Here is a 13,193-nt window from a genome sequence, read left to right on the forward strand (position 1 = left end):
CTTCACCGATGCTTGCGCTGCGACCTAGCGCAACTATAGGCGGTGGGGCAATGGACGTTCAACAGACCCACTTCTCCGCACAGGAAATTGCCGGACTGGCAAGGCGCATCGATCGCCCGATCGTACTTGTCGGCATGATGGGCGTGGGCAAGTCGAGCGTAGGCAAAAGGCTGGCCTCGCTGCTCAACTGTCCCTTCGTCGATGCCGACGAGGAAATCGAACGCTCAGCCCAAATGGGCATTCCCGAAATCTTCGAGATGTACGGCGAGGATTACTTCCGCGACGGCGAGCGCCGGGTGATTGCCCGCCTGATCGACGAAACCGACGGGTGCCGTGTGATCGCGACAGGCGGCGGTGCCTTCTGCAACGCCGAGACCCGCGCCTTGATTCTGGATCGCGCCCTCACCATCTGGCTGGACAGCGAAGTCGATACCCTGGTCGAGCGGACCGCCCGCAAGGACAACCGCCCGCTGCTGAAAGACGGAGAGCCGCGCGAGATCCTGGCCCGACTGCGCGAGGAACGCCGTCCCCACTATTCGCAGGCGCCGATCCATGTCCTGAGCGGACCCGGACCGCACGTCCAGACTATCAACAAGGTCCTTCAGGGAATTTCGCAATGGCTGTGATCCCGGTCAATATCGCCGGCCGCCCCTACGAAGTACGGGTCGGTGCAGGACTTCTCGCCGAACTGGTGCCGCACTGTCGCGGCAAGCTGCGCAAGCGGGACGTGCCGATCGTCACCGATGCCAACGTCCATGCCGCCTGGGGCGACGTGGTCGAAGCCAGCCTGCGCGACAACGGCCATGAACCGCATTGGCGCATCCTTCCGCCGGGCGAGCACACCAAGTCATGGGACGAACTGGCCGCCACGGTGAACTGGTTGCTCAGCCTCGAAGTTGAGCGCGGCGACCACATCATTGCGCTGGGCGGCGGCGTCATCGGCGATCTCACCGGATTCTGCGCTGCCGTGCTGAAGCGCGGGTGCAAGTTCATCCAGGTGCCGACTACCCTGCTTTCGCAAGTCGATTCGAGCGTGGGCGGCAAGACCGCAATCAACACCCCGGCCGGCAAGAACCTTGTCGGCGCCTTCCACCAGCCGTCGCTCGTCCTCGCCGACCTCTCGGCGCTCGAGACGCTGCCCACCCGCGAACTGCTCGCCGGTTATGCCGAAGTCGTGAAGTACGGGCTGATCAACGATGCCGATTTCTTCGCATGGTGCGACACCAACGGCGCGAAAATGGTCGCCGGAGACAGCGCCTTGCGCGAATATGCGGTTGCCCACTCGGTCGCCGCGAAGGCCCGGATCGTGGCCGAAGACGAATTCGAGACCACCGGGCGCCGCGCCCTGCTGAACCTCGGCCATACCTTCGGCCATGCGCTGGAGGCCGAAACCGGCTTTTCCAACCGCCTGCTGCACGGCGAGGCAGTGGCGCTCGGCATGGTCCTGGCAGCACGCTATTCCGCGCGCAAGGGCCTGATGCCCATGGCGAGCGCGGATCATGTTGCGCAGCATATCGGCGAAGTCGGTCTGCCCGCCAGCCTCTCGGCTCTCGGTCTCGACTGCAACGGCGCCGCGCTCGTGAAGCACATGCTCCACGACAAGAAGATGGATGCGGGCACCCTGCCCTTCCTGCTGATGAAAGGCATCGGCAAGACCTACCTCGACAAGCAGGTCTCGCTCGAGGACGTCGCGGATTTCCTCGACGGCGAACTCGCGCGCACGCCGGCCTGACGCGAAAAACACGCGCCGAATCAAAGGTGCATACCTTTCCGGATGCACCGTGCAGCACAAGCGGCAGGCCGTCCCCCCGGCGGGAACGGACTCCCGTTCACGCGTGTTCCCGAGATGGATTGGAGTACCGCTTGAGAGCCGCGAGCGGGTCGCGAAGGATTGCCCTTGGCCGGGGGGATTGTCCCCGAGGCACCCGGGGGCACCGGAAGGCGGCGGGTCGATCGGGCCTGCCGCCTTTTTCCTTCGCGCGAATCGCGAACGATCGGGGGGCATCGGCAAGGGAAGGACGCGCAGACAATGCCTGCCAAATCCAAGGCCCAGCAAAAGGCCGCCGGCGCCGCACTCGCCGCCAAGCGGGGCAATGCCAGCAAGAGCGACCTCAAGGGCGCTTCACGGGAAATGTTTGAATCGATGAGCGAAAAGCAGCTCGAGGATTTTGCGGGCGTGTCTCGCAAGGACAAACCGGACCACGTCGACGAATAAGCCCGCATTCACGAGCCGAACGGTATCCAGCGCCCTCGTGACATTACGCAGAAATGTTTCTAAGTTGCCGACTTGGACAACAATAATACGAAGAGCGCAATGACTGTTGCCGAAGCCACTCCGGAACTGGATTTCCCTGAAGAAGCCGCTGCGGACGACCGCGCCTTTCTCGGACATCCCAGAGGCCTGGGATATCTCTCGTTCGTCGAAGGCTGCGAACGCTTCTCATACTACTCCATGCAGACGCTGCTTGTGCTCTACATGGTCAAGTATCTCCTGCTTCCGGAGAACATCGGCAAGGTCGTCGGCCTCGATTGGCTGCGCACGGGGTACTACGCAGGCCTGAGCGGGCAACCGCTCGCCTCCGCGATCTTCGGTGACTACACGTCGCTGGTCTACCTCACCCCGATCCTCGGCGGGATCGTCGCAGACCGTTGGCTCGGCCGCCGCATCACCCTGATTGCGGGCGCGCTGGTGATGTCGCTGGGCCATTTCCTGATGGCTTTCGAAGGCATGTTCCTCTTCGCGCTGATCTCGCTCGTCGTCGGCGTCGGGCTGTTCAAGGGCAACATCGCCAGCCAGGTCGGCGAGCTGTACAGGCCCAACGACCTGCGCCGGGCCATGGCGTTCCAGATCTTCTACATCGCCATCAACGTCTCGGTGATCGCAGCGCCGCTGATTTCGGGCACGCTGGGCGAGAAGGTGGGCTGGCACTACGGCTTCGGCACGGCCGGCGTGGTCATGGTCCTCGGCCTGCTGCTGTACCTGCGCGCGCGTCCCTATCTGCCGGCCGATGGCGCCGACGCCACGGAGGGCAAGGCAAAGTCCGCGGGGCTCCAGCGCAGCGACTGGCCCCGGCTGGGCGCACTGGCCATTCTGGTCCCGGTGCTCGCCATCGCCATCCTGACCAACCAGGAAATCTTCAACGCCTATCTCGTCTGGGCCGATGCGAAGTTCCAGCTCACCTTCTTCGGCGAAACCCTGCCGACAAGCTGGATGATCACCATCGACGCAACGCTCAGCTTCTCGATGCTGGTCGCCGTCGCCGCCTTCTGGAAATGGCGCAGCGGTCGAACGGGCCGCGAACCGGACGAACTGGGGAAGATGATCATCGGCTCGGTCTTCACCGTCATGGGCGGCATGTCCCTCGTCATCGCCGCCGCGACCGCAGGCGATGCCAAGATCGGCCTGTTCTGGCCGGTCATGTTCCACCTGTTCAACTCGATCGGCTTCGCCCACGTCCTGCCGGTCAGCCTGGCCCTGTTCACCAAGGTTGCCCCGCGCGCGCTCAATGCGACGGTCGTGGGCATCTACTACCTGGCCTTCTTTGCCGCGAACAAGACGGTCGGCGTGGTCGGCGGCTGGTACTCCAGCATGGACACGGTGCATTTCTGGCTGCTCCATGTCGCCACCGCCGCCTTCGGCCTCGTCGCTTTCGCGGTGCTCAGGATGTTTCTCGGCAGGATCCTTGCCGACGATGTCGCGGGCGAACCGGCCCCGGCCTGAGCAAGGTCAGCCGAACAGGGCGACCGACTGGATACCGGTGGCAATCGGCTCGCCACCGGCATTCCACAGGCCCATGCCCTGGCTGGAACAGCCTTGCTGCGCGTAATCGCCAGTCGAGCGCAGCAACCACCAGCCGTCGCGCGATTGCGGCGTAGCGGTCAGGAGATTGACCTGCCAGTGCATGCTGCTGATCGGCACGGGTTGCGGCATGACGGGAATGACCGCAGGCGGCAGTCCGTCCCCGCATAGCATGAGTTCGACCATCGGATCGAGGCGGCCATGATCGCGCGAACGCAGCCACCAGCACATCTCAGGTCTCTTGCGGTCGGCCTCGGGCATTCCGAAGCGCACATCGAAGTGACTGCGCATGAAGACGGTGAGAGCATCCGCAGGTATCGGCAAGGCATCGTCGAGAGGAACGACGCTATCCGGAAGCGGCCTGTCATTGATTTCGAGAGTATTTGCGGTCGGCCGCATGAAGACGAAGTTGGCGGCAAAGGCCATTCCGGCCCCGCTCGACAGGTGCGCTGAGATCCATGTGGCATTGCGGCCCTGCCGCTCCACCTTCGCGCGTGCCACGATCTTGCCGTTCACCGGCGCCATCATCGCCAGTTGCGCCGAGCGCAGCGGCGCGAGTTCACCGCCTGCCTGTTGCGCGACCGCCAAGGCCAGCGCAGAAGAAAATCCGCCATAGGCAGTGCGGCCCTGCAGCCAGCTTTCCGGAACCTCCAGCTCCCAGCCATCGTCGTGACGCTCGGCTGCGGCAAGGACCTGCGCAAATCCGGTCATCAGAACAACCGCGATCCATTGGGCACCGCCTTGTCGGGTGAGAACAGGGTGACCCTGCCATCTTCATCGGCAAAGCCCAAAGTCAGCACCTCGGACAGGGCCTTGCCGATCTGACGCACGGGAAAATTGACCACGGCCGCTACCTGGCGACCGATGAGGTCTTCGGGAGAATAGAGCGCCGCGACTTGCCCGACGCTCTTCTTCTCACCGATGCCGGGACCGAAATCGATCCGCAGCCTGTAGCTTGGCCTCCGTGCGCCCTCGTAGACTTCGGCCGCCACGACGGTGCCGATGCGAATGTCGACTTTCAGGAAATCGTCAAAGGCAATCGTGTCGCCCGCAGGTGCGGCCGGGTCATGATCGAGGTGCAAACGTCACTCCATCTCGAGGATGATGGCGTCGACCGCGAGGCTTTCGCCTGCCTTGGCATTGACCGACTTCACCACACCCGACTTTTCGGCGCGCAGGATGTTTTCCATCTTCATCGCCTCGATCACCGCGAGCGGCTGGCCAGCCTCGACCTTATCGCCCTCACCCACGTGGAGCGCGACGAGCAGGCCCGGCATCGGGCAGATGAGGAACCTGGAAAGATCCGGCGGGATCTTTTCGATCATGTGCTGCGACAGGTACGCCACGCGGGTGGGCAGGCAGTCGACCTTGTGGATCGCGCCGCGGGTGGTCATCCTGAAGCCGGTGCGGGTGACTTCCAGCTTGATGCCGATGTCCTCGCCCTCGATTTCGGCCTCCACAAGGCGGTCGCCGGGGGTATACTCGAGCGCCAGTTCAACCTCGTTGCCGTTCACCGTAACCACGTCCTCGTCGATCACGACGACGTAGTCGGTCTTGTCGATGGTCACCGTCCAGTCGGCCGGCGGATCGGTCGGATCGGCGAGCTGGCCGGAAATCCGGCGCGAACGGTCCGAACGCGCGGTGGCGACGAAACCGGCCACGGCAGCGAGCTTCACCTTCAGTTCTTCCGACGTCGCGGCGCCGCTGAAGCCCTCGGGATATTCCTCGGCGATGAAGCCGGTGGTCAGCTCACCCGAGCGGAAGCGCGGGTGCTGCATGATCGCCGAGACGAAATCGATGTTATGACCAAGGCCCTCGATCTCGAAGGCATCGAGCGCAGCGATCTGCTTGTCGGCTGCCTCGTCGCGGGTCTCACCCCAGGTGATCAGCTTGGCGATCATCGGGTCGTAGAACATCGAGACTTCGCCCCCTTCATAGACGCCATCGTCGACGCGAATGCCGTCGATGCCGCGACGGCCGTTCTCGGCACCGTCGTCTTCCCAACCGGCGACAGGCGGGCTGTAGCGCACGAGGCGACCGGTCGAGGGCAGGAATCCGCGATAAGGGTCTTCGGCATAGACGCGGTTCTCGATGGCCCATCCGTCGATCTTCACGTCGTCCTGCGTCATCTCCAGCTTTTCGCCGGCAGCGACGCGGATCATCTGCTCGACGAGGTCGATGCCGGTGATGCACTCGGTGACCGGGTGCTCCACCTGCAGTCGGGTGTTCATCTCGAGGAAGTAGAAGCTCTCGCCGCTCGGATCGGCGCCCGAGACGATCAGTTCGACCGTACCCGCCGAGTAGTAGCCCACGGCCTTCGACAGGGCGACGCACTGCTCGCCCATGGCCTTGCGCATCTTCTCGGTGACGAAGGGCGACGGCGCTTCCTCGACCACCTTCTGGTGGCGACGCTGGATCGAGCACTCGCGCTCGTTCAGGTAGAGGATGTTACCGTGCTTGTCGCCGAGGATCTGGATCTCGATGTGGCGCGGGTTGAGGATGAACTTCTCGATGAAGACGCGGTCGTCGCCGAAGGAGTTGAGACCCTCGCGCTTGACCGATTCGAAGCCCTCGCGAACGTCCTTCTCGGAATAGGCCAGGCGCATGCCCTTGCCGCCGCCACCGGCAGAGGCCTTCATCATCACCGGGTAGCCGATGTCGTTGGAGATCTGCACCGCGTGTTCGGTGTCCTCGATCTCGCCGACGTAGCCGGGCACGACATTGACGCCGGCTTCCTTGGCGAGCTTCTTGGACTCGATCTTGTCGCCCATCGCGGCAATCGCATTCACGGGAGGGCCAATGAACTCGATGCCTTCTGCAGCCAGCGCCTCGGCGAAGGACGTGCGCTCGGACAGGAAGCCGTAGCCGGGGTGAACCGCTTCGGCGCCGGTCTGCTTGCAGGCCGCGATGATCTTCTCGGCGATCAGGTAGGACTGCGCGGCGGGTGCCGGACCGATATGCACTGCCTCATCGGCCATCTGCACGAATGGCGCGCGGGCATCGGCATCGGAATAGACGGCAACCGTCTGGATGCCCATGCGACGCGCGGTCTTGATCACACGGCAGGCGATCTCGCCCCGGTTTGCGATGAGGATCTTCTTGAACATCAGTTCTCCGTTTCCACGTATTCGCGCAGCTGATCGGTGCGCGCCTCGGTGAGTCGTTGCATGCAGGTGTTCTGAACGAGCGGCCAGATGGTGCCGCTCTCCTCGCGCAGGCCATTCTCGGCCAGGCACTGGGCGTCGCGGAACGCGAGCCACTTGCGCTGGGCATCGAGGAGCCTTGCGAATTGCTGTGCGCCTTCGGACCGGGCCTTGGCCTCGGCCTGCTTCCACGTCGCGTTGAGCGCGCGGTCGGCAGCCTGCAGGTCCTTGAAGGCGCAGATGTTCATGTCCGTCTGCGTCATCGCATGAGCGCAATCGACTTGCGGCTCGGCCGCCATCAGGAACGGTGTGAAGATCACCCGGCGCCCTCCCCATAGCCGTCGCCCTTGCGCAGGCAGGCTTGACGCCCGTGCGCAAGGCTCCGCCGCACGGCGGGCTCCCCGCCTGCGCGGGGGTGACGAGGGAGGGCGAAAGTCACTACTCCATCGTTTCCAGCTTGACGCAGCCCTTGGGCATGCGGGAGGCTTCGACCTGCGCATCGGTTTCGCTGATCGCCATCGGCTTGATACCGAGGCGCGCGAACATCGCGGCATCGTTGTCGTCGCCGGCATTGGGCGCGGTGAGCAGCTTGTCGCCGGTGAAGATCGAGTTCGCACCGGCCATGAAGCACATCGCCTGCGTCATCTCGGACATGGACTCGCGGCCCGCGGAAAGACGGACCATCGAATGCGGCATGGTGATGCGTGCCACCGCAACGGTGCGCACGAACTCCACGTCGTCGATCTTGGCAAGCGGGGTATCGGCCAGCATGTCGCCCAGCACCGTACCCTTGACCGGGACCAGCGCGTTGACCGGCACCGAGCCGGGATGCTCGGGAAGCGTCGCCAGCGTGTGGACGAAGCCGACCCGATCCTCACGCGTCTCGCCCATGCCGACGATCCCGCCCGAACAGACGTTGATCCCCGCCGAGCGCACGTTAGAAAGCGTCTCGAGGCGATCGTCCATCGTTCGCGTGGTGATGACCTGGTCATAGCGCTCGGGCGAGGTGTCGATGTTGTGGTTGTAGTAGTCGAGCCCCGCCTCGGCGAGCATCTGCGACTGCGCGGGCGTCAGCATGCCCAGCGTCATGCAGGTTTCCATGCCCATCGAACGCACGCCCTTCACCATCTCGATGATGGCAGGCATGTCGCGGTCCTTGGGATTGCGCCAGGCAGCGCCCATGCAGAAACGGGTCGAGCCCTGGTCGGCCGCCTGCGCCGCGCGCTGCAGCACCGCCTGCACGTCCATCAGCTTGGTCGCCTTGACGCCGCTGTCGGCATGGACCGACTGCGAACAGTAGCCGCAGTCTTCCTGGCAGCCGCCGGTCTTGATCGAAAGCAGCGTCGAGAGCTGCACTTCGTTGTGCGGGTGATGGGCGCGGTGGACCTCGGCGGCGCGGAAGACCAGTTCGGTGAACGGCAGGTCGAACAGCGCGGCGATTTCCTCGCGGGTCCAGTCGTAACGGGGTTCGGTTTGGGGGGCGTTGGTCATCTCGAATTCCTCAGGCTGCCTTGGCCTGCGCACGGCGCGCGGCATAGGCGGTCAACGCCGCTGCATAGTGCGGTCCGGCGCGACGTTCCAGTTCCCCGCCGGCGAAACCCTCTACCGATTGTGCGATCCGCGACACCGCCGCATCGCTGAGCTGCCCTAACGGCGTGCGGTAGATGCCGATGGTGAAGACGATCGCGCGCGATTTCGGCAGACGCCGCAGTGCCTCGCGCTCGCAGCGCACGAACAGCGTTTCGCCAGCATTGTCCGCGGTGACATGGGCAAAGCGCTGCTCCGGCAAGGCTTTGGGCATGTAGCGCAAGTCATCCGAGGCCACGACGAAGGCATTTGTCCGCGCGAAGATGTTGAACGACTGCAGCCCGTTCATGAACTTGTCCACCCCAGAGGCGAGCTGCTCGGCATAACCGTGGATCGGCTCATGCACCTGATGCAGCGCACGGCCGATCTTTTCGGACAGGCGCCAGTCGGTCGGAAACGCCACGGCTCCTGCCCCCAGGCGGAATGGCTGTCCCGGCGCGTCCTGCACCATCACGCACAAGTCCTCCCAGACCGAGCGCGCACAGGCTTCGAGCCCGCCATCCACACCCAGCAGATCGGCCAGTTCAGCGATCCCTGCCTCGGCTTCGGGCAGGACCATCACGCTTTCGGGATGAGCGTCGAAACCGGCCTTGCGCGTGGCAATGTCCGGTTCGGGATCCAGCCACTGGCCTTCGTCGAGGCGCACCAGCCCCATGCGCAGCGGGCCGGAGACCCGTGCAGCAGGCAGCAGTGCCTCGACAGAGAAACCCAGTGACATGGCCCCTTCCCCTTCGCGCCTTACTCGGCCGCTTCCAGTTCGCTGCCTGCGGGCGGCATGTTGTGGCCCAGCAGGCGCAACATGTCGGCAGCGCACTCGACCACGTTCGAACCGGGACCGTAGATCCCCTGAACGCCCGCCTTTTTGAGGAAGTCATAGTCCTGCGGCGGGATGACGCCGCCGGCGACGACCTTGATGTCGGCGCGGCCGGCATTGCGCAGGTGGCCGATCAGCTCGGGGATCAGCGTCTTGTGTCCTGCCGCCAGCGAGGAGGCGCCGACCGCATCGACGTTGTTCTCCAGCGCCATCTGGCAGGCTTCTTCCGGCGTCTGGAACAGCGGTCCGGAAACGACCTCGAAGCCCATGTCGGTGAAGGCCGAGGCGATCACGTTCGCGCCGCGGTCATGGCCGTCCTGGCCCATCTTGGCGACGAACATCTTCGGCTTGCGACCGAGGCGGCGGGTCACCGCATCGACTCCGTCGAGCACCTGCTGGTAGCGGGTGTCGCCGGCATAGGCCGAACCGTAGACGCCCTTGACCGGGGTCGGGAACGTACCGTGACGGCCGAAGACAGCCTCCATGGCATCCGAGATTTCGCCAAGGGTCGCGCGGTGACGCGCGGCTTCGACTGCCAGTGCCAGGAGGTTGCCCTTGCCCTTCGCGCCTTCGGTGATCGCCTTGAGCGCGGCCTGGCAGGCTGCCTCGTCGCGACTGTCGCGGGCGCGCCTGATGCGGGCGATCTGCGCTTCGCGGACCTTGTGGTTGTCCACCTCGAGCGTCTCGATCGCGTCTTCCTGATCGCGGCGATACCTGTTGACGCCGACAATGACGTCATCGCCCTTGTCGACGCGTGCCTGGCGACCGGCAGCGGCTTCCTCGATCATCGCCTTGGGCCAGCCGGCGGCGACCGCCTTGGCCATGCCGCCTTCGCTCTCGACGCGCTCGATGATCTCCCAGGCCTTGTCGACCAGTTCCTGCGTCAGCGCCTCGATGTAGTAGGAGCCGCCCAGCGGATCGACGACATTGCACATGCCGGTCTCTTCCTGGATGACGATCTGGGTGTTGCGCGCGATGCGGGCCGAGAAGTCGGTCGGCAGCGCGATGGCCTCGTCCAGCGCGTTGGTGTGCAGCGACTGGGTACCGCCGAGCATCGCCGCCATCGCCTCGATCGTGGTGCGCATGACGTTGTTGTAGGGATCCTGCTCCTGCAGCGAGACGCCCGAGGTCTGGCAGTGGGTACGCAGCATCTTCGAACGTTCGGACTTCGCGCCGAGCTGGGTCATGGCGCGATACCACAGCGTGCGCGCGGCGCGCAGCTTGGCGATCTCCATGAAGAAGTTCATGCCGATCGCGAAGAAGAACGAGAGGCGACCGGCGAACCTGTCGATGTCGAGCCCCGAGGCCACGCCGTACTTCACGTATTCCATGCCGTCTGCGATGGTGAAGGCCAGCTCCTGCACCTGCGTCGCCCCGGCTTCCTGCATGTGGTAGCCGGAAATCGAGATCGAGTTGAACTTCGGCATGTGGTCCGCCGTGTAGGCGAAGATGTCCGAGATGATCCGCATCGAGGGCTCGGGTGGATAGATGTAGGTGTTGCGGACCATGAACTCCTTGAGGATGTCGTTCTGGATGGTCCCGGAAAGCTGTTCGGTGGGAACGCCCTGCTCTTCGCCGGCGACGATGAAGAAGGCGAGGATGGGGATCACGGCGCCGTTCATGGTCATCGAGACCGACATCTGGTCGAGCGGAATGCCGTCGAAGAGGATCTTCATGTCCTCGACCGAGTCGATGGCGACGCCTGCCATGCCAACGTCGCCAACGACGCGCGGGTGATCGGAATCGTAGCCGCGGTGGGTGGCAAGGTCGAAGGCGACCGACAGGCCCTTCTGGCCCGCCGCAAGGTTGCGGCGATAGAAGGCGTTGGATTCCTCGGCGGTCGAGAAACCGGCATACTGGCGGATCGTCCAGGGGCGGCCTGCATACATCGATGCCTTGACGCCGCGGGTGAAGGGCGCAAAGCCGGGAAGGCCCGGATCGGTCTTGACGTCCTCGGCGGTATAGAGCGGCTTGACCGCAATGCCCTCGGGCGTGTGCCAGGTCAGGTCCTTGCCCTTGACCTCCTTGTCCGCCGCTGCCTTCCAGTCGTTGATGTCAGCCATTTCCCGTTTCCCTCGTCTATTCTCATCCCGGTGCGAGCCGGGATCGCTGGCATTCACAGGCCGAACCGCCCGGCCAGCGGTCCCGGGTCAGACCCGGGACGCCATGTTCCTCAATGCGCTTCCCTGGGCGTTTCCATGATCTCGGTGAGCTGGCCGCCCATGTCCTTGGGGTGAACGAAGAAGATCAGCGTCCCGTGTGCGCCGATGCGCGGCTCGCCCAGCACCCGCTTGCCCTGCCCTTCGAACCAGGCCTTCGCCTCATGGATGTCGGGCACTTCGTAGCAAATGTGGTGCTGCCCCCCGAGCGGGTTCTTCTCCAGCCACTTGCCCACCGCGGAATCCGCTTCTGTCGGTTGCAGAAGCTCGACCTGCGTGCCCGCAGTCCCGTTCTCGCCCGGAGTATTGACGAAGCAGACGCGCACCTTCTGGCTGTCGAGCACGAAGGGCTCGGTAATGTCGGTGGCGCCCATGACGTCGCGGTAGAAGGCGATCGAGGCATCGAGATCCGGCGTCGCGACGCCGATGTGGTTCATCCGGCCGAGCTTCACGAAGTCAGTCCTCCACGTTCTCGATGACCATGGCGATGCCCTGGCCGCCACCGATGCACATCGTGATCAGGCCGTACCTGCCGCCCGTACGCTTGAGTTCGTAGACCGTCTTGATCGTCAGGATCGCGCCGGTCGCGCCGATCGGGTGGCCCAGCGAGACGCCCGAACCGTTCGGGTTGGTCTTGGCAGGATCGAAGCCGAGCTGCTTGGCAACGCCGCAAGCCTGCGCGGCGAAAGCCTCATTGCTTTCGATCACGTCGATCTGGTCGAGACTGAGGCCCGCACGCTCCAGAGCGACGGGAACCGCCTTGACCGGGCCGAGGCCCATCACGCTCGGCTCGACGCCCGCGTGGCCCCAGGCGAGAATCCTGGCGAGGGGCTTGAGCCCCTTTGCGGCAACGGCCTTGCCGCTGGCAAGAACGACGGCGCCGGCACCGTCATTGAGGCCCGAGGCATTGCCTGCGGTGACCGTACCGTCCTTCTGGAACACGGCCTTGAGGCTGGCCATGCCTTCCAGCGTGGCATCGGCGCGCACGTGTTCGTCGGTGTCGAACACCTTGGTGCCCTTGCGCGACTTGATTTCGACCGGAACGATCTGGTCCTTGAAATAGCCCTCGGCGATCGCCCTGGCGGCGCGCTTGTGGCTCTCGACGGCCAGCGCGTCCTGTTCCTCGCGGCTGATCTGGCACTGCGAAGCGATGTTCTCCGCGGTCACGCCCATGTGGATGCCCTCGAAGGGATCGTGCAGCGCGCCGAGCATCGCGTCCTCGAACACGAGATTGCCCATGCGCACGCCGTTGCGGGCGGAGCTGGTCATGTGCGGGGCGTTCGACATCGATTCCGCACCGGCGCCGATGGCGAAATCATGCTCGCCAAGAGCGATGGCCTGGGCTGCCGATACGATCGCCTGGAGGCCCGATCCGCACAGGCGGTTGACGTTCATGGCCTGCGAGGACACCGGAACGCCCGCGTTCACCGAGGCGACGCGCGAGATGTAGGCGTCCTTCGGCTGGCTCGGCACGACATTGCCGACCACCACGTTCTGAATGTCCGCTGCACTGATTCCGGAACGCTTGATCGCCTCTTCCATGACGATGGTGCCAAGATCGGCCGGACGGAACGATGCCAGCGAACCACCGAACGAGCCGATAGCGGTACGAGCGCCGCTGAGGATGTAGATGTCTTCCATGATCTGTACCTTCTCCTGCGGAACGGCGCGATCCTCTTGGCGGGACCTGC

At 64.5% G+C, this 13,193-nt stretch carries 13 protein-coding genes; 4 read left to right on the forward strand and 9 right to left on the reverse strand.

The genetic code is table 11. The annotated features are described in order from the left end of the window. The first annotated feature begins 50 nt into the window (after window positions 1-50). The 4 genes from B5483_RS05825 (at window position 51) to B5483_RS05840 (ending at window position 3,721) form a co-directional block, all read left to right on the forward strand. On the forward strand, window positions 51-626 hold the full coding sequence (locus B5483_RS05825) for a shikimate kinase (protein WP_054947662.1): 576 nt from the start codon (window positions 51-53) through the stop codon (window positions 624-626). Further along, entirely contained in the window at window positions 617-1,732 is a 1,116-nt protein-coding gene (aroB, locus tag B5483_RS05830) for a 3-dehydroquinate synthase (RefSeq protein WP_079729719.1), read from the forward strand. Before B5483_RS05825 ends, aroB begins: the two co-directional genes overlap by 10 nt. A 297-nt stretch (window positions 1,733-2,029) precedes the next feature. Then, window positions 2,030-2,215, forward strand: a complete 186-nt coding sequence (locus B5483_RS05835; protein ID WP_054947660.1) for a DUF3008 family protein — start codon at window positions 2,030-2,032, stop codon at window positions 2,213-2,215. A gap of 99 nt (window positions 2,216-2,314) precedes the next feature. Then, complete coding sequence (locus tag B5483_RS05840; RefSeq protein WP_079729720.1) at window positions 2,315-3,721, forward strand: peptide MFS transporter; 1,407 nt, start codon at window positions 2,315-2,317, stop codon at window positions 3,719-3,721. A gap of 6 nt (window positions 3,722-3,727) precedes the next feature. Here the strand turns inward: B5483_RS05840 and B5483_RS05845 are convergent, their stop codons facing one another. The 9 genes from B5483_RS05845 to B5483_RS05885 form a co-directional block, all read right to left on the reverse strand. Further along, on the reverse strand, window positions 3,728-4,510 hold the full coding sequence (locus tag B5483_RS05845) for a thioesterase family protein (protein WP_054947658.1): 783 nt from the start codon (window positions 4,508-4,510) through the stop codon (window positions 3,728-3,730). Next, window positions 4,510-4,881 carry a tRNA-binding protein gene (locus tag B5483_RS05850; protein ID WP_054947657.1) on the reverse strand — a complete coding sequence of 124 codons (372 nt, stop codon included), beginning with the start codon at window positions 4,879-4,881 and terminating at the stop codon, window positions 4,510-4,512. Before B5483_RS05850 ends, B5483_RS05845 begins: the two co-directional genes overlap by 1 nt. Before the next feature lie 3 nt (window positions 4,882-4,884). After that, entirely contained in the window at window positions 4,885-6,906 is a 2,022-nt protein-coding gene (locus tag B5483_RS05855) for an acetyl-CoA carboxylase biotin carboxylase subunit (protein ID WP_079729721.1), read from the reverse strand. Then, window positions 6,906-7,262: a lysozyme inhibitor LprI family protein gene (locus B5483_RS05860; protein WP_245828829.1), complete on the reverse strand. Its 357-nt coding sequence runs from the start codon at window positions 7,260-7,262 to the stop codon at window positions 6,906-6,908. The genes B5483_RS05855 and B5483_RS05860 overlap by 1 nt, the downstream gene beginning before the upstream one ends. Window positions 7,263-7,380: 118 nt before the next feature. Beyond that, window positions 7,381-8,433 (reverse strand): biotin synthase BioB, encoded by a 1,053-nt coding sequence (bioB, locus tag B5483_RS05865; protein ID WP_079729892.1) that lies wholly within the window; start codon window positions 8,431-8,433, stop codon window positions 7,381-7,383. 10 nt (window positions 8,434-8,443) lie between these two features. Then, a complete protein-coding gene (locus B5483_RS05870) occupies window positions 8,444-9,247 on the reverse strand; it encodes a heme-dependent oxidative N-demethylase family protein (protein WP_054947655.1) in 804 nt (267 codons plus the stop codon). 20 nt (window positions 9,248-9,267) lie between these two features. Further along, a complete protein-coding gene (gene scpA / locus B5483_RS05875) occupies window positions 9,268-11,406 on the reverse strand; it encodes a methylmalonyl-CoA mutase (RefSeq protein WP_079729722.1) in 2,139 nt (712 codons plus the stop codon). Between the two features lie 110 nt (window positions 11,407-11,516). After that, the gene (gene mce, locus B5483_RS05880) at window positions 11,517-11,954 is read right to left on the reverse strand and encodes a methylmalonyl-CoA epimerase (RefSeq protein WP_013833957.1); all 438 of its coding nucleotides are present in this window, start codon (window positions 11,952-11,954) and stop codon (window positions 11,517-11,519) included. A gap of 4 nt (window positions 11,955-11,958) precedes the next feature. Continuing rightward, the gene (locus B5483_RS05885) at window positions 11,959-13,143 is read right to left on the reverse strand and encodes an acetyl-CoA C-acyltransferase family protein (RefSeq protein WP_054947652.1); all 1,185 of its coding nucleotides are present in this window, start codon (window positions 13,141-13,143) and stop codon (window positions 11,959-11,961) included. Between the last annotated feature and the right edge of the window lie 50 nt (window positions 13,144-13,193).

This window comes from Novosphingobium mathurense (genome assembly GCF_900168325.1).
GTDB lineage: Bacteria > Pseudomonadota > Alphaproteobacteria > Sphingomonadales > Sphingomonadaceae > Novosphingobium > Novosphingobium mathurense.

Coding starts and splice junctions, on each gene's coding strand:
- B5483_RS05825 (WP_054947662.1), top strand. CDS start 51: ATGGACGTTCAACAGACCCACTTCTCCGCACAGGAAATTGCCGGACTG.
- aroB (WP_079729719.1), top strand. CDS start 617: ATGGCTGTGATCCCGGTCAATATCGCCGGCCGCCCCTACGAAGTACGG.
- B5483_RS05835 (WP_054947660.1), top strand. CDS start 2,030: ATGCCTGCCAAATCCAAGGCCCAGCAAAAGGCCGCCGGCGCCGCACTC.
- B5483_RS05840 (WP_079729720.1), top strand. CDS start 2,315: ATGACTGTTGCCGAAGCCACTCCGGAACTGGATTTCCCTGAAGAAGCC.
- B5483_RS05845 (WP_054947658.1), bottom strand. CDS start 4,510: ATGACCGGATTTGCGCAGGTCCTTGCCGCAGCCGAGCGTCACGACGAT.
- B5483_RS05855 (WP_079729721.1), bottom strand. CDS start 6,906: ATGTTCAAGAAGATCCTCATCGCAAACCGGGGCGAGATCGCCTGCCGT.
- bioB (WP_079729892.1), bottom strand. CDS start 8,433: ATGACCAACGCCCCCCAAACCGAACCCCGTTACGACTGGACCCGCGAG.
- B5483_RS05870 (WP_054947655.1), bottom strand. CDS start 9,247: ATGTCACTGGGTTTCTCTGTCGAGGCACTGCTGCCTGCTGCACGGGTC.
- scpA (WP_079729722.1), bottom strand. CDS start 11,406: ATGGCTGACATCAACGACTGGAAGGCAGCGGCGGACAAGGAGGTCAAG.
- B5483_RS05885 (WP_054947652.1), bottom strand. CDS start 13,143: ATGGAAGACATCTACATCCTCAGCGGCGCTCGTACCGCTATCGGCTCG.